The sequence below is a fragment of the Candidatus Omnitrophota bacterium genome, from assembly GCA_021735655.1.
GTDB lineage: Bacteria > Omnitrophota > Gorgyraeia > Duberdicusellales > 4484-171 > JAHKAJ01.
The window spans coordinates 133,429-159,873 of record JAIPGM010000004.1 but is presented as its reverse complement, the minus strand read 5'-3'; the positions used below and the strand labels follow the sequence as shown (position 1 = coordinate 159,873).

Sequence of the window (26,445 nt, the reverse complement as noted above, 5' to 3'; positions counted from 1 at the left end):
TGAAGATTTTAGTAATTTTAAATTACAATCTGATAAAAAAGTTTACCATTTATCTCCAGCCTAATGTAGGGCTTGCGATAAATGGCTTGATATTTTGAGAGTAGAATATACTGGACAATTAACATAGGAGAAAAAAATGGAAAAAGGATTCACCCTAATTGAATTAATTGTGGTGATCGCCATCATCGCTATTTTGGCCGCAATCATAGCCCCCAATGCCTTCAAGGCTATTGAGAAGGCGAAGATAGCAAAGGTGATAAGCGATATGGAGGCCATGGGCAATGCGGCTCTTGCTTACTACACAGATATAGGCTTCTTCCCCCCCGATATCCCAGCAAGCGTTGATCCTGGACTCATGAAAACACTACCTTACAATATCAGCGATGGAACTTCCGTAGAACCGAGTGCCGTAACTATAGTAATTACTCATCCGACTAATTGGAAAGATGCTGTAAATGCTAGATGGGATGGACCTTATCTAGAAAAATATCCTAGCAGCAATCCTTGGGGTGGTAATTACGATTATGATTATTGGCCTGATTCTACAGCATTTACCCATCCTTTAAGCGGGTCTTTATTCATTGGCTTAAGAGGTCTACCTACTGGGGTTCTAGAAACTCTTAATCAGAAAGATCATTTTGTCCCTTTGCCTGCTGGCTATATAGATTCAACAGAATATTCGATAGCTATCGTAAATTAACTTTATTAAGATTATTCAAAAAAATAATTATAGAATAATCTAACAAGGCAATCCAGCGGGCATGATTCGCCATCTTAATAGAATCGGGGAAGCTCATCAGGTCGCTAATTTTTGTATTAGAAGTAAGAAATATTAAAGAATCTTGAAAAAAATAGCATTTTTATCACTTATCCTCCTAATTCATTCCTATCCTCTGTCTGCAGAAACTATTATCCTAAAATCAGGCAAAACCATCGAAGCTTCTATCGTTGGGAAAGGTAACGATTCTATTAAAATTGACATTAACGGAATACCTATACATTATTATTTCGATGAAATTATCAGTATTAATGGTAAACCTCTAACCTCAGAAAACATCAAAGCCCTATCCAGTAAAAGCACCGGAAACCTTCCCTTAGTTATTGAAAATTTGGGTTATCCGCCAGATATCGCCTTGTATATAGCTGAAAAATTAACTCCTTTGTATAGAAAGTTTTATTTCGAAGATATAAATACCCCCACCAAAGTTAAAAAAGAACTAGAGGCTAAAGCTGATAGCGTGTTTGAATTTATCGGAATCCTAAAAAACCCTCCTGAGTCAATAGATAGCACAGTAGAAATATATAAACTTCTTGTTGGGCCAGACGCTTTCAATGATTTAATTAACAACTTGTCACCTAGCTCAACTTTTACAAAAACACAAGAAACAACTTTTTACAGTTTGTATGCTTGTACATTTCACTCCCTGCTGGCCACAATAATCCTAAAAGCGCATGGTTTAGATGTTACGATGGTAGAGACTGATGCTATCGATCCTATCTCTAAACCGATCAACCAATCAATTGGCATGACTCACATTTTTTGTCTAATACGAATAAATGATCAATATATATCTTATGATCCATTGCATAGCTTTGTAAGCGATTTATTTACCTTAAATACTGACTACAGAAACATAAAAGAAAAAACTTTCCACTTGATATCAAGCAAGCGGTCGGATCTATTCAAAAATATAGTGATTCTTGATGATGCAAGTTCCTTGGCTACTTTATACGGAAATATTGGCTACCTATTAGAAATGTTTGACCAAAAGGAAAAAGCTATTTTCTATCTACGAACAACTCTAGAAGCACTGCCTTACCATAAAGGGATAACGAAAACTGCGATGGGCCGAATCTATTCTGATTTAGGAAATCAAGATACTGCCATAAAATACTTTGAAGAAGGTGTTGCTGAAATTCCTCAATTTGGTTACGAAAACATAAAAGAAAAAGCATACACAAAATTAGGACTTATCTATTATCGCCTGCAGCGATATGAAAAAAGTATAATAAATTTTAAAAAAGCACTCAAAATAAATAAAGATAACGCTAATATTTACCCTAGCTTAGCTTTGTGCTATCATTATTTAGGAAAAGGTAGAGATTTTGAATATACATTAACTAAAGGTTTAAAGATATCTCGGGAACAAAATAACGAAGCTGCTTACGAAGAATTAAAAAATTTAGATGGCCTAAGATAGTTCGTTATTGTAAAAATTACTTCTAATAAAGCAATCCAGCGGACCGTAAGGCTGCCCTTTTCGGCCGCTGATTTTTGTTTTGTAAGCGAACAGATATAAAAAGATTATTTTATTATTACATTTATCTGCCTATTGATTTTGAATAGCTTTACTAATAAAAATAATTTAATCTTTAGACAAGTGGTAACTGACAGATTTTGTCCGCTTTCCTAATAAAGGTAGAAAGTGCTTCATAAAAAACAAAAATCGGATGAATTAAATACCCGAGACTCAAAAAAATCTGACTTTTGGGAAAATCTATGGTGCCAAAATAGATTTGCCGCGGTCGAAAAACCATATTTACTATATCTATTTAATAAGCATTTCCCGGCTCCGAATAAACTTAATATTTTAGATATTGGATGTGGTGCGCACAATAATTGTAAATCTTACTTTAATGATTCAGATTCCACAATTGTCAATTTTGATATTTCTCAAATTGCATTAAATACCCTAAAAAAAGGTACTAAAAACGGCTGTATCCCGATTAATTCTTACTGTGAATTTGTACAAGGGACAGCGCTTTCGCTGCCCTTTGCCGATGAAATGTTTGATATCATAATAAACACTCAATGTTTACACTATTTTAAAGATTCGGAGCAAAAACTAGCCTTTAAAGAACTAAGGCGCGTATGTAAAAAGGGGGGCTATTATATTATTGCTGTGAAAAATTTATATGCTATTCAATCAATCTTTTTTAAAATGTTTCTTTTTAAGTTTTTACTCTTTATCCCTTTTTATCCGTTTACGTACAAACAAATAACAGAAAAATTATCCAAAGATACCATTGTCAATCTTTTTGGTTATATTAAAATACCTTTGATAAGCAGCCAGGCTAAAATTAATAAATTTTTGAATAAGACTTTTTCTAAAAGCAAAGTTTCCTTCTTTTTCAGCATGGACATCATCGCACTAGCTAAAAAATGCTAACTAAAAAGTAGACGATAATTATGAATGCACCATCACCAATATTTTTATTTTCACCAATTATCGCAATATTGCTCTCTGTAGCATGTTTTTGGTTAATTTCTAAAAAAACCCCCAAGGGCGTTGTTGTCGGTTTAGCCATTATTGTATGGGTTATCGGGAATGTGATTGGCTCTCAACAAGCACGAGAACTAATGATGATTGGGGGATCTATAAAAATGGCTGGGTCTGTTGGGATCATATTAGGAATAATAGATTTATTTCGCAAAAAGAAACCAAATAATAAAAAATAAACATCTAGCAACTTAATTCAGCGAACCTTACCCCTTGCTCGGGTTCAGGCCGACAGTTTCGAATGTTATAAGTAAATAATCATGAAAAAAAACATTAAAAAGATTAACTTAGAAGATATCGGTTATGGTGAATTTTTTGAAAATAATCGAAAAAGCAAAAAAAACAATAGCTTCACTCCTGCCCGAATTATCGCAGAACATAAAGAGTTGTATATTTTAAAAAATGAAATATCCGAATTATCAGCAAAAATAACCGGCAAAATGATCTTTACAGCTTCGACACGGGAGGATTACCCAACAGTTGGAGACTGGGTTCTCATAACAATTCTTGATAAAGAACGAGCCCTTATCCACGAAATACTCCCTAGAAAAACAGCCCTAATGAGAAAATCTGCCAATGGTTCGGGCAAACACCTAATTGCTTCAAATATTGATGTTGCCTTGATTATTCAATCGCCGGATAGAGATTACAGTTTAAATCGATTTGAAAGATACGCTGCGCTTGCAGAATCAGAAAACATAAAACCAATAATAACCCTAAATAAAGTTGATTTATTATCGAAAGATGAATTAGATACAAAAATAATTGAGATAAAAAAACGATTCAAAAACATTGATATTTATACAACGAGCACTATCACAAAAGAAGGTATCATTGATCTAAAAAACAGCATAAAAAAAGGATTAACCTACTGTTTTCTAGGCTCTTCTGGTGTAGGGAAATCATCTATTATAAATATCATTTTAGGTAAAAATTTGATTAAAACTGCTAAGATAAGCTCCTATTCAAATAGAGGCAAACATATTACTACACATAGAGAATTATTCATATTAGAAGATGGTGGTGTCTTAATTGATAACCCCGGAATGCGTGAAATTGGGATATTGGATTCAAAAACAGGAATAAAAAGTGTTTTCTCTGAAATATATCAACTATCAAAGAAGTGTAAATTTTCAGATTGCTGCCACATTAATGAACCGGAATGTGCCGTCCTGAAAGCTGTATCTTCCGGTAGCTTGGATAAAAGTAAATATGACAACTATATCAAGCTAGTAAAAGAAAACGAGCACAATACTATGACTGCGCTAGAAAAAAGAGAAAAGGATCGCAAATTTGGACACTTTATTAAAACGGCAAAAAAACAAATGAAAAAATATAAATCATAACAAATCAATCAACCGTCGACCTTCCTCGCCTCTACCTAGAGTCACAGGCTCATCAGACAGGCTGCGAAGCGTTATCGAAAGGAATGATTTTTGCGTTAGATGTGATAAAATAATAAATTGAAACCAAAAAGGAGGTTGTTATGGGAATATGGAAATTGGTCATTGTCGTAACCGTTGTGATATTCTTTCTGGGAATTAGAATTGTAAGACCAACGCATCGAGGCTTGATTGAAAGATTGGGTAAATACCGTCGTTTCGCTAAGTTTGGATTTAATTGGATTATCCCGATTATTGAAAAGATGTACATAGTAAATACCACCGAGCAAATGGTTGACGCGGAACCACAGGAAATAATTACCAATGATAATTTAAATGCTACTGTAGATGCCCAGGTTTATTTCAAAGTAAAATCTAACGAAGAAAGCGTAAAGAGTTCACAATATAACGTTAATCTTTATCAACATCAAATTGTAAATTTAGCAAGAACCACTTTAAGAAATATTATCGGCACTCTCACTTTAAAATCTGCCAATAGCGAAAGAGGGAAAATTAATTCAGAATTACACAAAACTCTTCGCGAAGAAACAACGAGCTGGGGAATTGAAATTGTCAGAACAGAATTAAAGCAAATAGACCCGCCTAAAGACGTACAAGATACAATGAACAAAGTAGTAAAGGCAGAAAATGAAAAAATAGCCGCTGTTGATTATGCCACCGCTCAAGAAACTGCTGCAGACGGCGAAAAAAGATCACAAATAAAAAAGGCTGAAGGAATCAGGCAAGCAAGAATTCTGCAGGCGCAAGGAGAAGCTGAAGCTATAAAATTAGTCAACGAAGCTGCAGAAAAATACTTCATAGGGAACGCTCAAATTTTAAGAAAACTTCAAACGGTTGAAAATGCTTTGGAAAATAACGCAAAAGTAGTAATTCCAACAGGCACTGAATTGGTTAATGTAATAGGTGAACTTGCTGGAGTAATGCCTATTAAGAAAAAAGCTCAATAAAGACTCTCATAACAAGATAAACCACTGGGCAGACGAGTATGGCCCGGTGGTTTTTGTATTATATTTGAAAAGGAGGAAAAATGATTTCAGGAACAAAAACAGTAAATAAATCATTAAGTGAAACCATTGAAAAGCTAAAAACTATGTTGGCCAGCGCAAATTGCGAAATAACCGAACAAAATAAAAATACAATAAAATTCAAGCATGGCACCTTTTTCACGCAAACAAGTTTCATGTTTCCTAAGGTTGGTGTGCTAAAATTGGAAGCGGACCTGAACAAAACTAAAATTAATTATGAAATAGAAATCAATAAATTCTTAAAAATATGGATAACTCTTTTTGCTATTATAGGTTGTATATTTATCTTTCCTCCAATAGCAGCCTATTTTGTATTAGTTAAACATCCTAGGAAATTTATTGAAAACATTCTGTATGGGGTTTAATAATTTTTTAAAGGCACCCTTGGAACAAAAATCCCGATTGGAAAAGTTACCGGGAAATGGAAAATACTTTATATCGAATACCTATCCAACCGTCCCAAAAGTAAAAGGGTAACTTAAAGACTCAATAGAAAACAAATAGCAAAGCAATCCAATAGGACTTCCTCTCCGCTAAGGCGGTTCGTCAGGCAGGTGATTTTTATGCTAGAGTATTTTAGCTTATTACACTGAAAAGAATGCTTAAAACAAAAACAATAACCAGGAAAGCCACAACCCAACCAACCCAGGAAGTTTTCTCTTGATAGCTAACATCTTGACCGCAAAAATAACAGATAGTTGCATCGCAAGCTATCAGCTTTTGGCATTTAGGGCAGGGTTTTAAATTATCATAATCCAGCCTATCTTCTTGATCGCTTACTGACTCAAAATCAAAATGTCCTTCTGGGCTCATTTTAAATGTTTATAAATCCCTTCGTAACTTTCGGTTTCATCTACTTTAAAAAATACCAGTTGGGCTAGACGTGCATTTTGTTTTATTTTTATCCCTTGAGAATTTTCAACCACCAAGATAAATTCCCCCTTGCCCTTGAATCCAGCATCCCAAACTCCATGTTGAGTAAATGCTCCTAAGCGTAAAACTGATGTCCGGCTAAAAGCAAGAGCAGTTAAATCATTCGGCAAATTAACTACCTCATTGGTTCTTACTTTGTATGCGCCTTTTTCCAAATTCCACCAACCGAACTTATCTTCAGAATTCAGCTTCTTAGGCGCCCTCTCTTTTGTTTTCGGAATCAAGCGCTCTTTATTAGAAAAATCTAACGCCCCGGGGGAGCTAAACTCAAAAATTTTACTGACTGACAAGTCAAATCCATTAGGGGTTAACTGCTTATCAAGATCGATATATTCTTCAATTAATTTTTCCTTCTCGATAAGTTGTGCTATCTCTTTTTTATTTAACATCTAGCTCCTTTTTTACCTGGGCTATCGCCGCCTGGGGTGTTTTCACCTTAATTACTCCTTTTATATCCCAGCTGTCTATGCCAATAACTATCTTTTTTTCACTAAGCGCAAACCCGACCTCTGAAAGTGTTCCATACTCTCCGGAAACTGCTATTACCACATCAGAAGCTCTCACCACCAAAACATTTCTGGCATAGCCTAAGCCGGTAGGCAATTTAATATCTACATAATCATTAGCCTCTTTTTGATCATAACCAGGTAAAATGCCTACAGTTAAGCCACCTTGCTCTTTTGCGCCTCGACAGACTGCCTCCATCACCCCTTCCTTGCCTCCGGAGATTAAAATCCAACCCTCCTTGGCTATGAGTTTTCCTAGTTCATAAGCAAAGTTATAGTTTTCCTTTGAACAACTGTGTCCGCCAATTACTGTTATGTTCATTTTTCCTACCGAGAGTTTACTTTTTTTATGGTGTCCCTGGCAGGAATTGAACCTGCATTTTTGGCTCCGGAGGCCAACGCCTTATCCGTTAGGCCACAGGGACGTTAACTAAAACAAAGTTAGCTGCTGGTCTTCCTTTTTTTCTTCTTCCTCAGAGCCAAATATTTTAATCACGCCATACTCACCGTCATAGCCGGCAAGCACATTAAGCTCCTTAGCTCTTACCTTTCGAATCCCTTCGGCTATTTTTTCCGGAAAGTGAGAATCTAATTCTTTTTGATCGATATTTACTAAAATATTAAACTCCGAACCAAAGCTATTAACCAACCTCATGTATTCCTCTACTACTCGTTTTGCCCCGCGCTTAACCCCTTTAGTTTCAGCAATAATCTCATCTAGGGGAACTAAACTTTTATAACCAATAGCATTGTCAGGAACAAACCCTTCTTCTCGATCAGCTAGTTCATTTACCCTACCTAAAACGCCCTTGGTGACTGCTCGCCCACAGACACTGCATTTACCATCATGGCTTTTTGTTTGGCTAGGATGCCATCTAACTTTACAGTTGCGATGGCCGTCATAATGATACTTACCCTCTTCTGGAAAAAATTCAACCGTATAGAGAAATTTACTTTTATCTTTTTCTTCTAAGACTTTTTTTATTTCCCAGTAACTAAGCTCGCAGTCAAAAATATTGGCTTCACGACCAATCCGCGAAGGAGAATGTGAGTCGGAATTAGAAATCAAAGAAAACTTATCAAGCTTTGAAATCATCCAGTTCATCGCCGGATCACTAGATAAACCGGTTTCCAAAGCCGTAATTTTATCGGTATACTCACCATAGGCATCTTCTATATTGTCAAACCCAGAACTTGAGCCAAAAACCGAAAACCAAGGCGTCCAGATATGGGCCGGAATCAGCATCACCTCTTGGGAAATTTTAAATACTTCCTCGGCTATTTTTTTACAACTCATTCCTAAAATCGGCCGGCCGTCAGAAGCAATGTTACCGAAAGAGGCAAACATACGATTTATCTCTTCAACTATTTCAAAGGAAGGAGCCAAAAGCACATTGTGCACTCGGTAAGTTTTCCCAGCTTGAGAAAAAATACTTGATATCTCGGCCGAAAGAATAAAATGAATCCCTTCATAGCTATACAAACCAGTCTTACCTTCTGGCTTTAGGTGTTTTTTTACCTCTTGAAGCCAAAGATGATGAGTAAAATCTCCGGTCCCTAAAAGATCGACCCCTTTTAGCTTAGCCCATTTTGCTAATTGTGGTATCTCCATATCTCGAGATGTGGCCCGAGAATATTTGGAATGAATATGAAAATCGGCTACGAATTTCATCTTTGATAAACCAGCTGTCCACGATAAATCGTATATTCAACAGCTCCTTTTAGCTTCTTGTTAAGAAAACAGGAATTTTTAGACTTAGACCTAAAATTTTCTTTAGCCACTAACCACTGTTGATCCGGAGAAACCACAATTATATCAGCAGATGCCCCAACCCTCAAAGTGCCTTTATCAATACCAATAATTTTAGCCGGATTATAAGATAATTTTTTAGCTAAATCAAGCCAACTTAATGCACCGCTATGCACTAATTCAGTAATGGCCACTGCCAATTCGGTTTCAAGCCCGATCACCCCGAAAGCGGCACGATCAAACTCAATATCCTTTTCATTGGCCGTGTGCGGAGCATGATCAGAAGCAATAACATCTATTGTCCCGTCGCTTAGACCTAGCCTAATACTTTCCACATCTTCTGCGCTGCGTAATGGTGGATTCATCTTCATGTTTGTATCGAAAGAACGGGTTGCTTGGTCGGTTAAAACAAAATAGTGCGGCGCAGTTTCAGCGGTGACCGCCACCCCCTCCTTCTTGGCCTTAGCAATAATTTCTACTGACTCGCGACAACTCACATGGGCAATATGGATTCTCGCTCCGATTTCTTTAGCCAATTCAATATCCCTGGCGACTCTCTGGTATTCTGATTCTCGAGAAATTCCTCGTAAGCCCAGACGGGTTGAAGTAAAGCCTAAATTTACTGACCCACCCCTTGAAAGCGATATGTCCTCACAGTGACAGATTACTAAAAGATTTTCTTTCTTTGCCGCCTTGAGTATTTTCTTCATCACAACCGGATCGTCAACCGAAGAACCATCATCGCTAACCGCAATCGCTCCTCTTTTTCTCAGGGCCGAAAAATCAGTAATTTCCCAGCCTTCTCTTGCTTTGGTCATCGCTGCAGCGACAAAAACATCTGCTACTGCGGTTTGTCTAATAATTTTATTAAGCACTGCTAAATGCTCAACTGAATCTGTCGCCGGATCCGTATTGGCCATAGCCAAAACTGAAGTTACTCCGCCGCTTAGCGCAGCTTGTGTTCCTGAAAGCACAGTTTCTTTATCTTCGCGTCCGGGCTCACGCAAATGCACATGCATGTCTACCAAGCCCGGCATAACGATTTTACCTTTGGCTTCAATCACGATTTCAGCGGAACTTGATATTGAGTTTGAAACCTCTTTAACAACCCCGTCTTCAATTAAAATATCCTTCACCTGGCTAGAATCCCTCGAAGGATCAATAACCTGTCCGCCTTTGATTAAAATACTTTTACTTCCCATCTTTTACCTGAGATATTAAAAATAAAACCGCCATTCTTACAGCTATACCATTAGTCACTTGGTCTAAAATGACTGAATTCGGCCCATCAGCAACCTCGCTGGATATCTCAATGCCTCGATTAATTGGCCCTGGGTGCATTACTACAATATCCTTCTTGGCCTTCTTTAATCTTTCCTCAGTTATACCAAAAGTTTTAAAGTACTCCAAAGCCTTAGGGAAAGCTCCCTTTTTGTCACGCTCAAACTGCATCCGCAAAACATTAATTGCATCAGCACCAAATAAAGCTTCTTCGATGTCGTGGGTAACTTTAACTCCGGTTTCTTCCACCCCCGGTGGAATCAACAACTCTGGCGCACATAAAGTAACTTTAGCTCCAAGTTTAGTTAAGCCCCAAATATTTGAACGTGCTACCCGAGAATGAGCTATGTCGCCGATAATACTCACCTTTAAACCTTCAATTTTTCCTCGTTTCTCTTTCAAGGTAAATAGATCTAATAAGGCTTGGGTGGGATGTTCATGCCAGCCATCACCGGCGTTAACTATATTCGCATTAACATGACGGGCCAGCATCGCTGCAGCCCCTGACGAATCATGCCTTACAATAATTATATCAGCCTTTAAGGCTTCAATGTTTCTACCGGTATCAATTAGGGTTTCGCCCTTTTTAACGCTTGAGGATTCAGTCGAAATATTAATTACGTCAGCAGAAAGTCGCTTCGCAGCAACTTCAAAAGACACCCTAGTCCTAGTTGAAGGCTCATAAAATAAGTTAACCACGGTTTTGCCGCGGAGGGCCGGAACTTTTTTAATCTCTCGAGTGGTAACTTCCTTGAATGATTCGGCGGTAATTAAAATCTGCTCAATCTCTTCTTTGCTTAATTCTTCCAAACCTAACAAATCTTTTCTTTGCCAACGCATTAGTTTTTATTTTTTATAATTACCTCATCAACGCCGTCGATCTCAACCATCCTCACCTCTACCGACTCTTGCATGGAGGTCGGTATATTTTTCCCAACGAAATCTGCCCGGATCGGTAACTCCCGGTGACCGCGATCAACTAAAACTAAAAGCTCAACGCTCTTGGGCCGGCCGAAATCCATAATTTCATTCAAGGCTGCCCGAATTGTTCTCCCGGTGAACAAAACGTCATCAATCAAAATTATCCGTTTATTCTTTAAATCAAAATTTATCTTCGTTCCTTTGACCACCGGACTTGGTCCAATGGTAGTTAAATCATCGCGATAAAAAGTAATCCCCAAAGCGCCTAGGGGGATTTCTCTGCCATTTATATCTTTGATCGCAGTTTGGACTCTTTTAGCTAAATGAACCCCTCGGGTCTGGATGCCGATAAGCACCAAATCATGTGCTTGGTCGTTTTTCTCTAAAATCTGGTGAGTAAGCCGCTGGATAACCCTTCGGACATCATCACTGGAAAGGATTTTCTTGTTTTCTTTCGAATTACTCATAAAAATAAAAAACCCGTTCCAACCGAATAAGTCGAAACGGGACCTTGTTTTTGACTATTTTTGTACATTTTACTCCTTTTAGGCCTCGCCGGACCCGCTTAAAGGCTATACATTTATATACTATTTAGGCGTCTGTGTCAAGGGTGGATTTTTAAGCCGCCGCGACAATTAAAACCATCTCGCCCTTCGGCTTCTTATTAGAAAAGTAGACTAAAAGCTCTTTTGCTTCTGCTTCTTTAACTTCCTCAAATTTCTTGGTCATCTCGCGAGCAACAGCAACTTTTCTATCCCCAAAGACCTCTTTAACTATCTCTAGAGATTTAATTAATCGGTAGGGCGACTCAAGAAAAACAACAGCCAAGCCCCAATCTTTCACGCTATCAAACAATTGTTTACATTGATTCTTTTTCTTAGGGATATAGCCTAAAAAAATAAACTTTTCATGAGGTATCGAAGTTAAACTAAGCGCATTAATAACACTTGATGCCCCCGGCGCTGAACTGACCGCTAAAGAAAGTCTTCGGCACTCTCTCACCAATTTATATCCCGGATCAGAAATAGTCGGCGTGCCAGCTGAAGACACAAGAGCTATATTTTTACCCTGGCTTAATTCATCGATAACCCAGGGCATTTTTTTTACTTCGCTGTGTTCAAAAAAACTAACCAGCTTTTTCTTTAATCCTAAATGTTTAAGCAAAAACCCAGTCTTTCGGGTGTCCTCGCAGAGCACTAAGTCCACTTCCCTTAAAATACGTATAGCTCTTAAAGTAATATCCTCTAGGTTCCCTATCGGGGTTGCAACTAAGTATAGCATTTTTAACTATTCTACTGTGACTGACTTAGCTAAATTGCGCGGCTGATCTATTTCGCAGTTTAAGTTTTTAGCAACAAAATAAGCAAAAAGCTGCAAGGCAACAGCCACCAAAAGTGGGCTTGCTTCTTGGCTGATGTTGGGAACATAAATAACCGCATCACTCAAAGTAGACACCTCTTTATCTTTGGGGTTAAGGATTGCTAAGACTTTCCCCTTGCGGGCCTTTATCTCCTGAACATTGGAAAACATCTTCTCATAAAGCTCATCTTGTGTAGCAATGCAAACAACTGCTCGGTACTCATCAATCAAGGCAATTGGTCCGTGCTTCATTTCCCCAGCCGGATATCCTTCGGCCGGAATATAGGAAATTTCTTTTAGTTTTAGGGCGCCTTCTAAGGCTGAAGGAAAATTCACCCCACGTCCCAAGAATAAAAATGAGCCGAACTTAGAAAACTTCTTGGCTATTTTTTTAACCCTTGAACTGTTAGCTAAAATCCTTTTCTGACAAGCAGGAACTTTGGCTAACTCTTTCAACAGACGTCGGAAATCACCCGGCCTTAAGCTGGTCTTTTGCTTGCCTAAATAAAGACCGAATAAATATAAACAAAAAATTTGGGCGGTATAGGCTTTGGTTGAGGCAACGCCGATTTCCGGACCAGCCAAAGTTGCGATTGTAGCATCTCCCTCCTTAGAAAGACTTGACCCTAAAACATTACAAATAGTTAATACCTTAGCCCCTCTTTTTTTTGCCTCTCTTGTCGCCGCCAAGGTATCTGCTGTTTCGCCGGATTGAGAAACCGCTATAAGCAAATCCCCCTTGCCTGAAGTGAGAGAGCGATAACGAAATTCTGAAGAAGTATCTATCTCGACCGGGATGCGACAGTGTTTTTCTATAAAATACTTAGCTACATAACCAGCATGATAGGCCGTACCGCAGGCGGCTACATAAACCTTCCTTGTTTTTCGTAAATATTCTTTGCTAATTCCGAGATCCGGAAAGCAGATTGTATCTTTTTTGATATATGAAGAAATTATTTTTCTTAAAACTGCTGGCTGTTCATTAATCTCCTTAAGCATAAAATGTTCATAGCCATTTTTCTCAGCCTCTTGGGTTTTAATAGTAATCTTGCTGAGGGCAGCTGGCTGACCTAAGCTAAAAGTAGCTGGCCTAATTTTAGAACTAAAAACTGTTGCTTTCTGAGAATCGATAACTGCCATTTGCTGATCTTTAAGGTGGGCTGCTTCCTTAGCAAAGGCTAAAAGTGCCGGTATGTCCGAAGCTAAAAAATTCCCCTTGGCCCCTGAACCAATAATTAACGGACTCTGAAACCTCACGGCTACAATTTTATCTGGCTCTTTAGTTGATATAACCCCGAGTGCGAATGAACCTCTTAATTCTTTCACTGCCTTTTGAGTAGCCTTAAACAAAGAATCTTTGTAAAATTCCTCGATAAGATGGGCAATAACTTCGCTGTCGGTCTGGCTGGTAAACTTATGTCCTTTCCTTAAAAGACTTTGTTTTAATTCTAGGAAATTTTCGATTATTCCGTTATGGGCCACAACTATTTCTCGGTGGCAATCAGCATGAGGATGAGCATTGGATTTATTAGGCTCGCCATGGGTTGCCCAGCGAGTATGAAGAAGAGCTAAGGAACTTTTGGCTTTTTGACAGTTTTTTAAATCATCTTTTAACTGTTGGATCTTGCCAGCTCGTTTTTTTAAAAAAAGTTTATTGCCGCTTAAACTAGCGATTCCGCAAGAATCATAGCCACGGTATTCCAGCCTAGATAAGCCGTTAATTAACGAAGAGAATTTTAACCCTCCCCCGACATAGCCAAAAATTCCGCACATTAGTCCTGGGCCTCCTGGTTAGCTATATTTTTAGAATTATTGAAATATTCTTCGACCTTTTTGTTGGTTAAATAAACGATTAAAGCCCCCGGATAAATTATTTGTAAAAATCCTTGAGCGATAATAGCCGGGTTGAATAAACAAGCCGTGAAGGTAATGGCGACCGCCAAAAAAGCAAACCAGAGAGTGCCCTTCCTGGCAATTTCCTTACGCTGCAAAAGCCCCCAACCACTAAGCGTAAAAATTAAAGCTATGACTACTTGTGTTAAAATTGCTTTTTTTATCATCTCTTCTTTTAGGCTTGCTTCCGGAAGGTATTTCCCCATTTCAGCTAAAAGATCTTTGAAGCTCTCTGAACCGCTATTTAGATAAACATAACTAAACACCAGCAAAGACCCTAGCCCAAAAATAAAAAAGTTAATTCCTCCTAACACTGATACCCCGAGAGGCCGAGTTTCTTTTTGCATATGCTAATTGATAAAAAAACGACCCCAGCCGGATTTGAACCGGCGTCGTCGCCGTGAAAGGGCGATGTCCTGGGCCGGGCTAGACGATGGGGTCGTTTAAATGAAAAAGTGTCCCTATTGTAATTCTTTAATTTATTTTGTCAAGGCCGTCTAGACGGCTCCCTGTAAACAAGTTTTAGCTTTCAGGAATAATCCGGGCCGTAGTCGCTAGCTTATCGCCCTTTTCAAGATTTATAATCTTAACTCCCTGGGTCGAGCGGCCAGACGCCCTGATGTCGCCGACCTTAGACCTAATAAGAATTCCTTTCTGGGTAATGCACATGACTTCGTCATCGGTCCTAACCAAAAGCAATCCTTCTACCTTCCCAATTTTAGAAGACAGTTTTATATTGGTTACGCCCTTACCTCCGCGCGATTGGACTCGATATTCCTGGACACGGGTTCTCTTAGCAAACCCATTTTCAGTAGCAGTAAGTAGATAGAACTCTTCCTTATTAAGGGAGGCTTCTAACAAAACCATTCCCAAAACTTCATCGTCCTTCGTTAATTTTATGCCTCTAACCCCTTGCGACTGTCTTCCAGTCGGCCGCACCTGGCTCACCTCAAAGCGTATTGAAAATCCTTTTTTGGTTGCCAAAATTGCTTCATCTTTTTCCTGCGAGATATTGGCCCCGATAAGACGGTCTCCCTTCTCAATGTTGATGGCGATGATCCCACTTCTACGCGCATTGGCAAAAAGCTCTAGCGAAGTTCTCTTGACCATCCCCTTCTGAGTAGCCATAAGAATAAAAGACTTCGAATCAAAGTCTTTTATCGACAAAACGTTTGTAGTTTTTTCTTTGCTATTTAAATTTAAAACATTCACGATAGCCCTGCCCTTAGAGGTTCTTGAACCCTGCGGCACCTCATAAGTTTTTAAAGGATAGGCCTTACCTTCATCGGTAAAAATCAAAAGCGTATCTTTGCTGGAAGCAACAAAAAGTTGCTCCACAAAATCCTCTTCGGAAATGGCCATAGCAGTCACCCCTCGGCCGCCGCGTCGCTGCTGACGATAATTACTTAAAGGAATACGCTTAATGTAGCCAGCCTTGCTGATAGTAACCACCATCTCTTCTTCGACGATTAAATCCTCTACCTCTATTTCCTCTTTTTGGGCAACAATATCAGTGCGTCGAGGGTCAGAGAATTTCTCCTTGAGCTCTTTTAATTCCTCTTTTATTAAGTCCTCTTGTTTTTTTTCCGAAGAAAGTATTGATTTTAAATATTCTATTTTTTCCAAAAGTTCTAAGTATTCCTGATCAATTTTCTTTCTCTCTAAAGCGCAAAGTCGTTGTAGCTGCATTTCTAAGATCGCCTGAGTTTGGACTTCGGAAAGCTTAAACCTTTTCATCAAAGATTCTTTCGCCTCTTGGGGATTTTTTGATTTTTTAATTATCTCAATCACTTTATCAAGAAATTTAAGCGCAATCTTTAGCCCTTCTAAAATATGAGCCCTTCTCTCGGCCCGCTGGAGTTCAAACTTAGTTCTTCGGACAATCACTTCCTTGCGAAAATGAATATGATGATAAAGCATTTCCTTAAGATTCAAAGTTTGGGGCCGGCGATTCACTAAACATAAAAAAATTGCCCCGTAGGTTGTTTCCATGCTGGTATGTTTATAAAGACGGTTTAAAACTATATCGGCTTGTCCATTGCGATTAAGCTCAACTACCACTCTGATCCCCTCTTTGTCCGACTCATCGCGCAAATCAGAAACACCCTCCACTCTTTTGGTATTAATAAGATTGGCTATCTGCTCTAACAAGGTGGTTTTGTTCAGTTGGTAAGGAATCTCGCTAATTATTATTTGGCTTCGGTTTTTCTGAATTTCAACTGTCGTTTTAGCTCTCACAGTAAGCTTACCACGGCCTTCTTTGTACATATTAAGGATATCTGTTCTGCCGCAAATAATTCCTCCGGTGGGAAAATCCGGGCCCTTAATGTACTTATGTAGTTCTTTAATTGATGCGCTAGGGTGGTCAATTAAATATTCAAGAGCGTTACAAACTTCCCCTAGATTATGTGGTGGCATATTCGTGGCCATGCCCACGGCAATTCCGCTTGCCCCGTTTAATAACATATTCGGTAAAACCGAAGGTAAAACTTCTGGCTCGCTAAGCGAATTATCAAAGTTAGGAAAAAAGTTAACTGTCTTCTTGTCTATATCTTGAAGGATCGTATCGGCGATCCGAGACATCCTAGCTTCTGAATAGCGCATTGCTGCCGGCGGGTCTCCGTCGATTGAACCGAAATTACCTTGGCCGTCGATTAGCGGATAGCGCAAAGAAAAACTTTGAGCCATCCTCACTAAAGCATCATAGACCGAAAGGTCGCCATGCGGATGATATTTACCTAAACATTCACCAACTATGCGAGCGCATTTTTTATGAGGTGTGTTGTGACGAATATGCAAATCATGCATAGCATAAAGAATTCTCCGCTGTACCGGTTTCAATCCATCCCTTATGTCCGGGAGGGCCCGACCGACGATTACGCTCATGGCATAAGACAGGTAAGACTCCTGCATCTCCTCTTCGAGATATTTCGTAATAATTCTTTTTCCTGTCTTTTCGGTCATAAAAATTTATTCCCCTTATACGTCGAGATTCTTTACCTCATGAGCATGCGCTTGGATAAACTCCCGGCGCGGCTCAGCCTGAGTTCCCATAAGAATCGTAAAAATTCTGTCAGCCTCAACCGTGTCCTCTAAGGTCACCTGGACCAAAGTTCTTTGCTCAGGATCCATGGTACTTTCCCAGAGTTGCTCGGGATTCATTTCTCCCAAACCCTTATAGCGTTGGATATTCATTCCTTTGGTCGCTAGTTTTTGCACCTGGTCTAAAACCACCTTCAAACTATTACAAGATATTTCCTCACCACTATCTTCTTCAGTTAACACAAACAGTGGCTTCTCTTGCCTCAGGTAATCTTTCAAAGATGCGCCAACCTTATCAAGATCCTCGTTAATTTTTTTCAATTCGTGCGACTCGTAAATCTCTATATAGTTAAGCTCTTCAATCTCTCCATGAGACGCCAACTCGTCCTCATCTAAAACAAACACTGATTTTTGTTCGACTAAAATTTTATAAGCCGGGTATTTCTTTTTCTTTTGGTCAATTGCTCCTATATATTGCTTAAAAGAAATTCCTTTTCTCTCAAGCGATAGCTCTATCTGCTCAATAGAAATCAGCCCTTGGATTATCTTGGCTAACTCTTTTTGAGTATAAGTTTTAGATGATTTACCAACCTTAGTAAGCTTGGCTGATTTTGTCCCCAAAGACAATACCATATCATTCATTTCTTTCTCAGTATGGATATATTCTTCTAAACCTTTTTTCTTAATTCTATATAGCGGCGGCTGGGCTAAATAAATATACCCTTCTTCGATCAACTGCTGCATGTGCCGATAAAATAGAGTTAAAATTAATGTCCGGATATGTGACCCGTCAACATCGGCATCAGCCATAATAATTACTTTATGGTACCGAAGCTTAGAAATATCGAAATCAGCCCCGACCCCTGTGCCTAGCGCTGAAATTATCGTTCTCACCTCTTGACTGCTTAACACTTTATCAAGACGCGCTTTTTCAACATTAAGAATTTTCCCTTTTATCGGTAAAATCGCCTGGAAATTTCTGTCGCGAGCCTGTTTGGCACTTCCTCCGGCGCTTTCACCCTCAACAATATAAACCTCACAAAATTCGGCATTTTTTTCTGAGCAATCAGCTAATTTACCTGGAAGATTAGCTGCATCCAAAGCTCCTTTCCGACGAGTTAATTCGCGGGCCTTTCTTGCTGCTTCACGGGCCCGGGCTGCCAGCACTGCTTTTTGAACAATTTTATTTACCACCGAAGGGGTCTCTTCAAAAAAAGAACTCAGGGCTTCCAGGGCAACTGAGCTAACTATTCCATCCACTTCGGAATTGCCTAATTTTGTTTTTGTTTGTCCTTCAAATTGAGGATTAGGTATCTTAACGCTAATAACCGCGCAAATACCTTCACGAGTATCATCGCCAGATATATTACTCAAATCTTTTAGTAGTTTTTTACCGCGCGCGTATTGATTAATTGCTCTAGTTAGAGCGGTTTTAAACCCACTTAAGTGGGTTCCGCCCTCAATAGTATTAATATTATTAGCAAAAGAATATATAGTTTCCTTATAGCCATCATTATACTGGAGCGCCCCCTCCACCTGGATCCCATCTTTTTCTTTCTGAAAATAAATTATCTTTTTATGCACTGGGTCTTTATTACGGTTTAAATACTCAACAAAAGACACAACTCCGCCCTTAAATTTAAAAGTGGCTTCTTTGTCTTTTTGTTCATCGGACAAAACTATTTCAATATTCTTATTTAAAAAAGCTAACTCTCTCAATCGTTGAGAAAGAACATCGAAAGAAAATTTGGTTTCTTGAAAAATACTAGTATCTGGCTTAAAAGTTATTTTAGTCCCGGTGCTTTTTGCCTTACCAAGAGTTTTCATTTTGGTTTTAGTCTTACCTTCCTCAAAACTCTGATGGTAAACTTTACCGTCGCGCTTAACCTCCGCCTCCAACCATTCGCTTAAAGCATTAACCACACTAACGCCTACTCCATGTAAACCGCCGCTCACCTTATAAACCCGATGGTCAAACTTACCCCCGGCATGAAGTGTAGTAAGAACAACCTCTAAGGCTGACTTTTTTAACTTTTTATGTATATCAACCGGAATACCTCTACCATTATCCTCTACTGACACGCTACCATCAGCATGTATTTCTACTTTTATCCGATTGCAAAAACCACCAGTTGCTTCATCAATTGAATTATCAACCACCTCGTAAACTAAATGGTGAAGACCGCGCAATGAGGTGTCACCGATATACATCGCCGGACGCTTCCGGACTGCTTCTACCCCACCTAAAACCTGGATCGTTGTTGCGTCGTAAACTTGTTCCTTTTTCATCGCGCTCCCGTATGTACGGCTATTTTTTTAATTTCGGGAAATTGTTTTTGGATTTCCCCTAAAAGCTTATCTTTTATTAAAGTTAAGTTATAGGTTGCCCCGGAAGAATCAGAATGCAAAATAATACTATCTTCTGTTGCCGCCTTTAAATAAATATGTTGTTTGGTTTCCTCTGCTAAAAACCGGTTCACTATTTTACCAATACTTTCTTGTTGTAAAACTTTCCCTTGTTTTTGCTTTAGAAATTCTAAAATAAGTTCTTTTATGTGAGTAGCCATAATTAAATCTTAATCGGTAAGAGAAGATAAACATATCCTTCCCTTCTTAACACCGCTGGTTTATCGTCCCCGGAAAAATTCACGCAGATAGTTTCGTCTTCTAGATTTTTTAAAACATCTATTAAATATGTTGGGTTGAACCCGATATTAAGGCTACCTCCACCATACTCAACCTCTAACTCTTCTTTTACTTCGCCTAATTGAGGAGTGGTTTTTGAAATAACTAAATTATCTTTCTTTAAGGTTAAATTCACCCCTTGGTGGTCTTGAGTTGAAAGAACATTTGCTCTTCGTAAAGCAAAAAGAAGTTTTTTCCGATCAACAACAAGATTATCTTTTCCTTTTGCAGGGATATATTGTGAATAGTCAGGAAATTCACCTTCCAGAGAGCGAGCCATGAATTGAGTGTTTCTGAAATCAAAACTAACTCCACTACCCCCAACTGAAAGATATATCTCTTCGTTTTGTTCTTTAAGGAGTTTATATAACTCATTAACCGCTTTTATTGGTAAAATAAAAGAAATTTTTGTTTTTAGTTCTGGTTGATTAATTGGTAGTGATTTCTGAAAAAAGGCTAATCTTTTTCCGTCGGTTGCCACTAAATTTATTTTGTTTTTCTCGATTTCAAATAAAATACCCCCCAACACATAACTAACATCTTCATACCCAACAGAAAAAGAAGTTAGTTTCACCATTTCCTCTAACTCTTGAGGTAATATTTTTATTAAAGATGTATTTTTGTTTTCTGGTGGTTGAGGGAATTCTTCGGCGTTTAAGGTGTTTATTTTAAACTCAATTTTTCCACACCTTATTGAAAGGTTATTTTTAACAACTTCAATAGTGATTTCTTGGGGCGGTAATTCTCTAATAATGGTGGTAAATCGCTTCATTGGTATAGCTATTCGCCCAGAAGCTGAAACGTTTACTTTTTGTGAGGATATTATTGTTGTATCTAGGTCAGTGGTAGTAAATGTTACACTATCTTCGGTAGCAACTATCAAAACACTACTAAGAACAGGGAGATTTTGTTTTGTAGTTGTTGGCCCAAGAACCGTTTGTAGTTTATCAACTAAATCCTCTTTGTTAATATTAAACTTCATAGTAGTAGTATTAGTATACCTTGTGTAAAGTGTTAACGAGTAGATATTGTATCAAATTACTAACTAAAAACAAACAAATTGTTCACACGATTTTTTTATATGCTTTTGATTTCCTGTGTAAGGGTGTTAATAGTAAGTTTAAGTTTTTTATCTTTTTTAATATCTTCTTTTACTTTCCTGCAAGCATAAAGGACAGTAGTGTGGTGCTTCGACCCAAAAACACTTCCAATTTCCGGCAATGATAGTTCGGTTAATTCTCTAATTAAATACATGGCGATCTGTCGAGGCCTAACGATAGTTTTGTTCCGTTTGCCTCGTTTCAAATCTTCCGGTGAGGCGTCAAAATATTCACTAACCGCAAGGATAATTGTTTTTGGGGTTATTTGTTTGTAGATTTCTTTTACCATATCTTTTAAGATTTCTTTTGCTAGCTCAAGATTTATCGGTTTATTTTCAATTAAAGAGTAGGCAATAATTCTTACCAAAGCCCCTTCCAATTCTCTTATATTTGAGGTAATATTTTGAGCGATGAAGTGAATAACATCAGGGTCGATTTTTATTGGGTCTTTTTCTAGTTTTTTTTCTAAAATCGCCACCCTAGTCTCAAAGTCTGGTGGTTGGATATCCACCACCAACCCCCAATTAAACCGAGAAACTAAACGCTCTTCCAGGCGGGGTATTTCTTTGGGTGGTTTATCTGAGGAAACGATGATTTGTTTGTGGTAGTCGTATAAAACATTAAAGGTGTGGAAAAACTCTTCTTGGGCGGCTTCTTTCCCGGCCAAGAATTGAATATCGTCAATTAGTAAGACATCGATCTCTCGATACTTATGGCGGAATTTTTCTGTGGCTCTACTACGAATAGAAAAAATAAGTTCATTGGTGAATTTTTCCGAAGAAGTGTATTTAACCTTTTTCCCCTGTTTCGATAAAAGAATGTGCTGGGCGATAGCTTGCATTGTGTGGGTTTTTCCTAAACCGACTCCTCCGTAAATAAAAAGAGGGTTGTAGGATTTCCCAGGGGCATTGGCGACCGCCAATGAAGCTGCATGGGCCATGCGGTTTGAAGACCCGATAATAAAACTATCAAAAGTAAAACGCGGGTTCAAGCGCAAAGAGTCTTGCGGTTCTTCGCGGAAATTTTTTTGGATGGTCTTAAAAATTTTAGTAGTTTTGTTTTGTAAAAGATTTGGGTTCACTTCAAAAATAACTTCGAGATTTTCCTGGCCAGTATCTTTTAAAGCTTGTTGTATTTGATTAAGATAATTTGTCTCGAGCCAATTTTTAAAAAAAGCATCCGGGGCTTCCAAAATTAACGATTGGTGGGTTATTTTTTTTACACCTAAAGGAGCAATCCAAGTATTGAAAGAAGTATCGCCAAGAGTGTTTTTTAGATGTTCTTTACAAGTTTTCCAAACCGTATCGGCCATGACAAAAATCCTTCTCCCGCTTTATGTTAGAGCGCACCATTCCACAAAATCCACAACTTATCCACATGGGTCTTTAGGAGTGAAAATAATTATACCGCAATAAATCAGCTTTGCAACATTTTTGTAGTTGACACCAGTAAGATATATGCTAAAATCATCACCTTAACTCTTGAGAGACTCAAGGAACGCATGAAGAAAAATTTAAAGACACCAACAAAGTTGAAAGGAAAACGAAAGCACGGCTTTAGAGCTAGAACGGCTAGTGCTGGTGGCAAGAAAATTATTAAACGACGAAGGCAAAAGGGCCGGAAAAGATTGACTAAATGAGGTCCCTTGCACTTTGGTTGATATCGTTTTATCGTCGGATCTCTTATCTCTTGCCGCACAGTTGTTTATATAGCCCCACTTGCTCGGAATATGCCCGGAAGGCTTTCTTGAAATACTCTTTTTTAGAGGCGCTTAGACTTACTTTTTTACGGATTTTACGCTGCAACCCTTTTGTGAGGGGAGGGCATGATCCCTTAAGGTAAAAAATGGAAAAACGGCTTTTTTTAGCATTTTTTTTAACTTTAATTTTTCTTCTTGTTTGGGGTCGCTTTATGACTCCTCCACCAGCTCCTTTATCAGAAACTCAGGAACAAAAGATCGCCTCCACCGAAGAGCCGGAAAACATACCAATAGATAAAAGAAACCCAAAAACTGACCTTGAAGTTCAAACGTCCCTTGAAGAATTGCCCCAGGCTCAGTTTGAGAATTTATTCATAACATATTCTACCACAGGAGGTTACATAGAGGCTATATCAATAGATAATCCTAGTAATGTTTTACCTTTTCGAAAGATTGGCTTTGCCCCTGGTGATGAGGACAAAAAATATGAAGCCTGGGTCGGCCCAAGATCACTTGTTTTTAGAACTCAGGACGGGGCAGAAAAAGAATTTGTTTTTGATCGCTACAGGCTCGATATTAAGCTGGGGCCAACTCCTCCATCTTCAATAGTTTTATTTTATAATATACTGCAGGACAGTATGTTAGACCAAAGGTACCAGGAGATTTTTTACAGTCATGATCAGAGCATCAAGCGAACTAATCCTAAAAAATTAAAGGCAGCAGCCTATCGCAATGTCTCCTTTGCCGGCAGTCGAGAGCGGTATTATTGTTTTTCTTTGTTTAGGGGTTCTTATGATATAGAGTGGGCTGTTGGCCAATCAGGGCAAGGCCAGTTGCAACTTCTTTCACCAGAATCTCAAATTTCAATGTACGTTGGGCCACAGACAAGTAAGTCGTTGCAGGAGTATGACTTGCAAGGAATTATTTACTATGGGTTCTTCCATGCTATCGGGATGATGATGATTAAACTCCTCTACTTTTTTTATTCGGTGACTAAAAACTGGGGTTTAAGTATTATTGGCTTTGCTGTGTTTATCTATGGATGCTTATTCCCTTTTACTATGAAAAGCACAAAGGCCATGCGCAAAATGCAAGATATCCAACCAGAGCTAGAAGCCTTGAAGGTTAAGTATAAAGATAATCCGCAAAAATTTAGTAAAGAACAAGTAGCGTTATTTAAAGAACACAAAGTTAATCCTATTGGCGGATGCTTGCCGTTATTTTTCCAGTTTCCAATTTTTATTGCTCTTTACCAGGTTTTGTTTCGTTTTGTTGAGTTAAAAGGAGCTTCCTTCCTTTGGATTCAAGACTTATCATTGCCGGACAAAGCTTTCGCTTTACCTTTTAAAATACCATTTTTGGGAAACTATCTTAACATATTACCGATTCTTATAATGATCGTTGGGTTGATACAGCAGAAAGTTACTACTTCTAAGTCTAGCTCCTCAGAACAGAAATCAATGGGTTTATTCTTTTCAGTATTTTTGGGAGTTATTTTTTATAATTTTCCTTCAGCATTAGTGCTGTATTGGTTTGTACAAAATTTACTCACCTTTGCTTACCAATTGAGAATTTCTAAAACCTCTCCCTTGAAATGTTCTCTTGCTAGCTAATCACCATTTTTCTTGCCGTTTCCACGTGAAAACGCAAAAAACTCTTTAAAATAAAGGGTTTTAAAGAACCAGCATTCATAATCCAATATGACATAAAAATAGCCTTTATTGTTTCCACGTGGAAACGCTTGTTTGAAAAAGCAGGTAGATAGATAATTCGTTTCCACGTGAAAACGCAAAGTCAATTAGCTAAAAAGCAAAAATATAACAAAAGCCTTGACAGTAGGAGATCAGCTATTTAAAATAGTAATATCATTTTATTTTCTCGATCTTACTATCGTAGATAGGGTTAGCTCAAGCGTTTCCACGTGAAAACGTAAAATTTGATATGGGTAAAATAATCGGAATTTGTAATCAGAAGGGCGGAACTGCTAAGACCACTACCGCTATTAATCTTAGTGCTTATCTTGGTTTAGAAGATCAAAAGACTCTTTTGATTGATATGGACCCCCAGGGTAATGCTACTTCGGGGGTTGGAGTTGAAGCCGAGGGAAAAAATTCTATTTATGATGTTATTTCTGGGAAGGTGCCAATAGAAGAAAGCATCTACCCCACTCAGTATAATAAATTAGATATTATCCCTTCAAATATTTCGCTAAGCGGGGGAGAGATCGAGTTAGTTAATATCCCTGGGCGCGAACTTCTCTTGCGCGAGGCTTTGGAGCCAATAAAAGACAGTTTTTCTTTTATTGTTATCGATGCTCCGCCGTCGTTGGGGTTGCTCACAGTCAACATTCTAACTGCTTCTGATAGCATTATTGTTCCTATACAATGTGAATATTATGCCTTAGAAGGAGTTTCTAAATTGGTCAATACGGTGGAGTTAGTTCAAAAGCGTCTGAATCCCAATCTAGAGATAGAAGGCATTCTCTTGACCATGGCTGATTTCAGAACTCGGCTTACCTTGCAGGTGATAGAGGAGGTAAGAAGATATTTTCAACAAAAAGTTTTCGCTGTTATTGTCCCGCGCAATGTAAAGCTTGCTGAAGCACCTAGCTTTGGTAAACCAATTTCGTCTTACGATAAAACTTGTGTAGGCTCACAGTCATATCTTAAAGTGAGCCAAGAGGTTATAAAAAATAATATTACGTCTGGGCAATTAGCCAAAGAGAGGAGTTAATCGATGGAAAGAAAAGTTTTAGGCAGAGGTCTTGATGCCCTTATTCCTAAGAAAGCTAATTATGTTTTATCTCGAGAGTTTACTCATTTACCAATTGATAAAATTAAACCGTCGCTATTCCAGCCGAGAAAATTAATAGATCCTGAAGAACTGGAAGAACTCGCGGCGTCAATAAAAGAAAAAGGATTTATTCAGCCGATCGTGGTTAGAAAGAAAGGGGATGATAGCTATGAAGTTGTGGCCGGTGAACGACGGTACCAAGCAGCTAACTCATTGGGGCTCAAAGAGATACCAACTATAATTAAAGATGTAGACGACAAAGAGGCTTTTGTTTTGGCAATTGTGGAAAACCTACAACGGAAAAATTTAAATCCGGTTGAAGAGGCAAGCGCTTTCAAGCGTTTAATGGATGAGTATAGTTTTTCTCTAGAAGATATTGCTAAGTTTGTTGGTAAAAATAAAACCACGGTTGTGAATGCTTTACGTCTATTAAAGTTACCATCAAAAATAAAGCGAGCGTTAGAAACAGGAGCAATTAGTCGAACTCAAGCTAGATCAATTTTGGGGGTCGAAAATCCAAAAAAACAGGAAAAGCTTTTTCAGCAAATTCTAGAAGGTGGGCTTTCGGTTCGGGAAATAGAAAAAAAAGTAAGAGTTACTTCTCATCGCAAGCATTCGCAGGATCCCTTTAGCCTTGAAGTGGAGGAGCGGCTGCAAAAAGTATTAGGGACAAAAGTTAAAATATTTAATCGACGCAATAATCGTGGTAGGGTAGTTATTGAGTATTATAATTTAAAAGACCTAGAAAGAATCATAAAAAAGATACGTTAAGTA

Annotated in this window: 26 protein-coding genes, 2 tRNA genes and 1 pseudogene; 12 read left to right on the top strand and 17 right to left on the bottom strand. The window is 38.4% G+C overall.

Features of this window, described 5'->3' with window-relative positions; translation table 11 throughout:
- Positions 1–133: 133 nt before the first annotated feature.
- The 7 genes and pseudogenes from K9L86_05030 to K9L86_05000 all read left to right on the top strand — a co-directional run bounded on the left by K9L86_05030 (position 134) and on the right by K9L86_05000 (position 6,074).
- Positions 134–700, top strand: a pseudogene (locus K9L86_05030) (type II secretion system protein GspG).
- Positions 701–842: 142 nt separating this feature from the next.
- Positions 843–2,201, top strand: coding sequence for a tetratricopeptide repeat protein (locus tag K9L86_05025; GenBank protein MCF7908211.1), 1,359 nt, complete (start codon positions 843–845; stop codon positions 2,199–2,201).
- Between the two features lie 225 nt (positions 2,202–2,426).
- Positions 2,427–3,170 (top strand): class I SAM-dependent methyltransferase, encoded by a 744-nt coding sequence (locus K9L86_05020; protein ID MCF7908210.1) that lies wholly within the window; start codon positions 2,427–2,429, stop codon positions 3,168–3,170.
- A 20-nt stretch (positions 3,171–3,190) separates the two neighbouring features.
- Complete coding sequence (locus tag K9L86_05015; protein ID MCF7908209.1) at positions 3,191–3,460, top strand: hypothetical protein; 270 nt, start codon at positions 3,191–3,193, stop codon at positions 3,458–3,460.
- Between the two features lie 81 nt (positions 3,461–3,541).
- Entirely contained in the window at positions 3,542–4,627 is a 1,086-nt protein-coding gene (gene rsgA / locus K9L86_05010; GenBank protein ID MCF7908208.1) for a ribosome small subunit-dependent GTPase A, read from the top strand.
- 140 nt (positions 4,628–4,767) lie between these two features.
- Positions 4,768–5,631: an SPFH/Band 7/PHB domain protein gene (locus tag K9L86_05005; protein MCF7908207.1), complete on the top strand. Its 864-nt coding sequence runs from the start codon at positions 4,768–4,770 to the stop codon at positions 5,629–5,631.
- A gap of 80 nt (positions 5,632–5,711) precedes the next feature.
- Positions 5,712–6,074, top strand: coding sequence for a hypothetical protein (locus K9L86_05000; protein MCF7908206.1), 363 nt, complete (start codon positions 5,712–5,714; stop codon positions 6,072–6,074).
- A 211-nt stretch (positions 6,075–6,285) separates the two neighbouring features.
- Here the strand turns inward: K9L86_05000 and K9L86_04995 are convergent, their stop codons facing one another.
- The 17 genes from K9L86_04995 to dnaA all read right to left on the bottom strand — a co-directional run bounded on the left by K9L86_04995 (position 6,286) and on the right by dnaA (position 22,491).
- Positions 6,286–6,522: a hypothetical protein gene (locus K9L86_04995; GenBank protein MCF7908205.1), complete on the bottom strand. Its 237-nt coding sequence runs from the start codon at positions 6,520–6,522 to the stop codon at positions 6,286–6,288.
- Positions 6,519–7,031: a deoxyuridine 5'-triphosphate nucleotidohydrolase gene (locus K9L86_04990; GenBank protein ID MCF7908204.1), complete on the bottom strand. Its 513-nt coding sequence runs from the start codon at positions 7,029–7,031 to the stop codon at positions 6,519–6,521. The genes K9L86_04995 and K9L86_04990 overlap by 4 nt, the downstream gene beginning before the upstream one ends.
- Positions 7,021–7,470, bottom strand: a complete 450-nt coding sequence (locus tag K9L86_04985) for a TIGR00725 family protein (protein MCF7908203.1) — start codon at positions 7,468–7,470, stop codon at positions 7,021–7,023. The genes K9L86_04990 and K9L86_04985 overlap by 11 nt, the downstream gene beginning before the upstream one ends.
- A 28-nt stretch (positions 7,471–7,498) precedes the next feature.
- Positions 7,499–7,573, bottom strand: a tRNA-Arg gene (locus K9L86_04980).
- 5 nt (positions 7,574–7,578) lie between these two features.
- Complete coding sequence (locus K9L86_04975; GenBank protein MCF7908202.1) at positions 7,579–8,820, bottom strand: endonuclease Q family protein; 1,242 nt, start codon at positions 8,818–8,820, stop codon at positions 7,579–7,581.
- Entirely contained in the window at positions 8,817–10,100 is a 1,284-nt protein-coding gene (locus K9L86_04970; GenBank protein MCF7908201.1) for a dihydroorotase, read from the bottom strand. Before K9L86_04970 ends, K9L86_04975 begins: the two co-directional genes overlap by 4 nt.
- Positions 10,090–11,019: an aspartate carbamoyltransferase catalytic subunit gene (locus K9L86_04965; protein ID MCF7908200.1), complete on the bottom strand. Its 930-nt coding sequence runs from the start codon at positions 11,017–11,019 to the stop codon at positions 10,090–10,092. Before K9L86_04965 ends, K9L86_04970 begins: the two co-directional genes overlap by 11 nt.
- Positions 11,019–11,567, bottom strand: a complete 549-nt coding sequence (gene pyrR / locus K9L86_04960) for a bifunctional pyr operon transcriptional regulator/uracil phosphoribosyltransferase PyrR (protein MCF7908199.1) — start codon at positions 11,565–11,567, stop codon at positions 11,019–11,021. The genes K9L86_04965 and pyrR overlap by 1 nt, the downstream gene beginning before the upstream one ends.
- 151 nt (positions 11,568–11,718) lie before the next feature.
- Complete coding sequence (gene rsmI / locus K9L86_04955; GenBank protein ID MCF7908198.1) at positions 11,719–12,381, bottom strand: 16S rRNA (cytidine(1402)-2'-O)-methyltransferase; 663 nt, start codon at positions 12,379–12,381, stop codon at positions 11,719–11,721.
- 6 nt (positions 12,382–12,387) lie between these two features.
- Positions 12,388–14,232, bottom strand: a complete 1,845-nt coding sequence (glmS, locus tag K9L86_04950) for a glutamine--fructose-6-phosphate transaminase (isomerizing) (protein ID MCF7908197.1) — start codon at positions 14,230–14,232, stop codon at positions 12,388–12,390.
- Complete coding sequence (locus tag K9L86_04945) at positions 14,232–14,699, bottom strand: hypothetical protein (GenBank protein ID MCF7908196.1); 468 nt, start codon at positions 14,697–14,699, stop codon at positions 14,232–14,234. The genes glmS and K9L86_04945 overlap by 1 nt, the downstream gene beginning before the upstream one ends.
- Before the next feature lie 19 nt (positions 14,700–14,718).
- Positions 14,719–14,793 (bottom strand) — tRNA-Glu (locus K9L86_04940).
- Positions 14,794–14,874: 81 nt separating this feature from the next.
- The gene (gene gyrA, locus K9L86_04935; GenBank protein ID MCF7908195.1) at positions 14,875–17,316 is read right to left on the bottom strand and encodes a DNA gyrase subunit A; all 2,442 of its coding nucleotides are present in this window, start codon (positions 17,314–17,316) and stop codon (positions 14,875–14,877) included.
- Positions 17,317–17,331: 15 nt separating this feature from the next.
- On the bottom strand, positions 17,332–19,683 hold the full coding sequence (gene gyrB / locus K9L86_04930; GenBank protein ID MCF7908194.1) for a DNA topoisomerase (ATP-hydrolyzing) subunit B: 2,352 nt from the start codon (positions 19,681–19,683) through the stop codon (positions 17,332–17,334).
- Entirely contained in the window at positions 19,680–19,961 is a 282-nt protein-coding gene (locus K9L86_04925; protein ID MCF7908193.1) for a hypothetical protein, read from the bottom strand. Before K9L86_04925 ends, gyrB begins: the two co-directional genes overlap by 4 nt.
- 2 nt (positions 19,962–19,963) lie before the next feature.
- Positions 19,964–21,061 carry a DNA polymerase III subunit beta gene (gene dnaN / locus K9L86_04920; protein ID MCF7908192.1) on the bottom strand — a complete coding sequence of 366 codons (1,098 nt, stop codon included), beginning with the start codon at positions 21,059–21,061 and terminating at the stop codon, positions 19,964–19,966.
- Between the two features lie 95 nt (positions 21,062–21,156).
- Positions 21,157–22,491 carry a chromosomal replication initiator protein DnaA gene (gene dnaA / locus K9L86_04915; protein ID MCF7908191.1) on the bottom strand — a complete coding sequence of 445 codons (1,335 nt, stop codon included), beginning with the start codon at positions 22,489–22,491 and terminating at the stop codon, positions 21,157–21,159.
- A 189-nt stretch (positions 22,492–22,680) separates the two neighbouring features.
- Between dnaA and rpmH the strand changes: the two genes are divergently transcribed.
- From rpmH to K9L86_04890, 5 genes are all read left to right on the top strand, one after another.
- On the top strand, positions 22,681–22,818 hold the full coding sequence (rpmH, locus tag K9L86_04910; protein ID MCF7908190.1) for a 50S ribosomal protein L34: 138 nt from the start codon (positions 22,681–22,683) through the stop codon (positions 22,816–22,818).
- Complete coding sequence (gene yidD, locus K9L86_04905; protein ID MCF7908189.1) at positions 22,815–23,021, top strand: membrane protein insertion efficiency factor YidD; 207 nt, start codon at positions 22,815–22,817, stop codon at positions 23,019–23,021. The genes rpmH and yidD overlap by 4 nt, the downstream gene beginning before the upstream one ends.
- Positions 23,022–23,090: 69 nt before the next feature.
- On the top strand, positions 23,091–24,491 hold the full coding sequence (gene yidC / locus K9L86_04900) for a membrane protein insertase YidC (protein ID MCF7908188.1): 1,401 nt from the start codon (positions 23,091–23,093) through the stop codon (positions 24,489–24,491).
- A 328-nt stretch (positions 24,492–24,819) separates the two neighbouring features.
- Positions 24,820–25,611, top strand: a complete 792-nt coding sequence (locus K9L86_04895; GenBank protein ID MCF7908187.1) for an AAA family ATPase — start codon at positions 24,820–24,822, stop codon at positions 25,609–25,611.
- 3 nt (positions 25,612–25,614) lie between these two features.
- Entirely contained in the window at positions 25,615–26,442 is an 828-nt protein-coding gene (locus K9L86_04890) for a ParB/RepB/Spo0J family partition protein (GenBank protein MCF7908186.1), read from the top strand.
- Positions 26,443–26,445: the final 3 nt, after the last annotated feature.

Excerpts from the sequence above, each read along its gene's own strand:
- K9L86_05015 (MCF7908209.1), top strand. The coding sequence starts at position 3,191 with ATGAATGCACCATCACCAATATTTTTATTTTCACCAATTATCGCAATA.
- rsgA (MCF7908208.1), top strand. The coding sequence starts at position 3,542 with ATGAAAAAAAACATTAAAAAGATTAACTTAGAAGATATCGGTTATGGT.
- K9L86_05005 (MCF7908207.1), top strand. The coding sequence starts at position 4,768 with ATGGGAATATGGAAATTGGTCATTGTCGTAACCGTTGTGATATTCTTT.
- K9L86_05000 (MCF7908206.1), top strand. The coding sequence starts at position 5,712 with ATGATTTCAGGAACAAAAACAGTAAATAAATCATTAAGTGAAACCATT.
- K9L86_04995 (MCF7908205.1), bottom strand. The coding sequence starts at position 6,522 with ATGAGCCCAGAAGGACATTTTGATTTTGAGTCAGTAAGCGATCAAGAA.
- K9L86_04990 (MCF7908204.1), bottom strand. The coding sequence starts at position 7,031 with ATGTTAAATAAAAAAGAGATAGCACAACTTATCGAGAAGGAAAAATTA.
- K9L86_04985 (MCF7908203.1), bottom strand. The coding sequence starts at position 7,470 with ATGAACATAACAGTAATTGGCGGACACAGTTGTTCAAAGGAAAACTAT.
- K9L86_04975 (MCF7908202.1), bottom strand. The coding sequence starts at position 8,820 with ATGAAATTCGTAGCCGATTTTCATATTCATTCCAAATATTCTCGGGCC.
- K9L86_04970 (MCF7908201.1), bottom strand. The coding sequence starts at position 10,100 with ATGGGAAGTAAAAGTATTTTAATCAAAGGCGGACAGGTTATTGATCCT.
- K9L86_04965 (MCF7908200.1), bottom strand. The coding sequence starts at position 11,019 with ATGCGTTGGCAAAGAAAAGATTTGTTAGGTTTGGAAGAATTAAGCAAA.
- pyrR (MCF7908199.1), bottom strand. The coding sequence starts at position 11,567 with ATGAGTAATTCGAAAGAAAACAAGAAAATCCTTTCCAGTGATGATGTC.
- rsmI (MCF7908198.1), bottom strand. The coding sequence starts at position 12,381 with ATGCTATACTTAGTTGCAACCCCGATAGGGAACCTAGAGGATATTACT.
- glmS (MCF7908197.1), bottom strand. The coding sequence starts at position 14,232 with ATGTGCGGAATTTTTGGCTATGTCGGGGGAGGGTTAAAATTCTCTTCG.
- K9L86_04945 (MCF7908196.1), bottom strand. The coding sequence starts at position 14,699 with ATGCAAAAAGAAACTCGGCCTCTCGGGGTATCAGTGTTAGGAGGAATT.
- gyrA (MCF7908195.1), bottom strand. The coding sequence starts at position 17,316 with ATGACCGAAAAGACAGGAAAAAGAATTATTACGAAATATCTCGAAGAG.
- gyrB (MCF7908194.1), bottom strand. The coding sequence starts at position 19,683 with ATGAAAAAGGAACAAGTTTACGACGCAACAACGATCCAGGTTTTAGGT.
- K9L86_04925 (MCF7908193.1), bottom strand. The coding sequence starts at position 19,961 with ATGGCTACTCACATAAAAGAACTTATTTTAGAATTTCTAAAGCAAAAA.
- dnaN (MCF7908192.1), bottom strand. The coding sequence starts at position 21,061 with ATGAAGTTTAATATTAACAAAGAGGATTTAGTTGATAAACTACAAACG.
- dnaA (MCF7908191.1), bottom strand. The coding sequence starts at position 22,491 with ATGGCCGATACGGTTTGGAAAACTTGTAAAGAACATCTAAAAAACACT.
- rpmH (MCF7908190.1), top strand. The coding sequence starts at position 22,681 with ATGAAGAAAAATTTAAAGACACCAACAAAGTTGAAAGGAAAACGAAAG.
- yidD (MCF7908189.1), top strand. The coding sequence starts at position 22,815 with ATGAGGTCCCTTGCACTTTGGTTGATATCGTTTTATCGTCGGATCTCT.
- yidC (MCF7908188.1), top strand. The coding sequence starts at position 23,091 with ATGACTCCTCCACCAGCTCCTTTATCAGAAACTCAGGAACAAAAGATC.
- K9L86_04895 (MCF7908187.1), top strand. The coding sequence starts at position 24,820 with ATGGGTAAAATAATCGGAATTTGTAATCAGAAGGGCGGAACTGCTAAG.
- K9L86_04890 (MCF7908186.1), top strand. The coding sequence starts at position 25,615 with ATGGAAAGAAAAGTTTTAGGCAGAGGTCTTGATGCCCTTATTCCTAAG.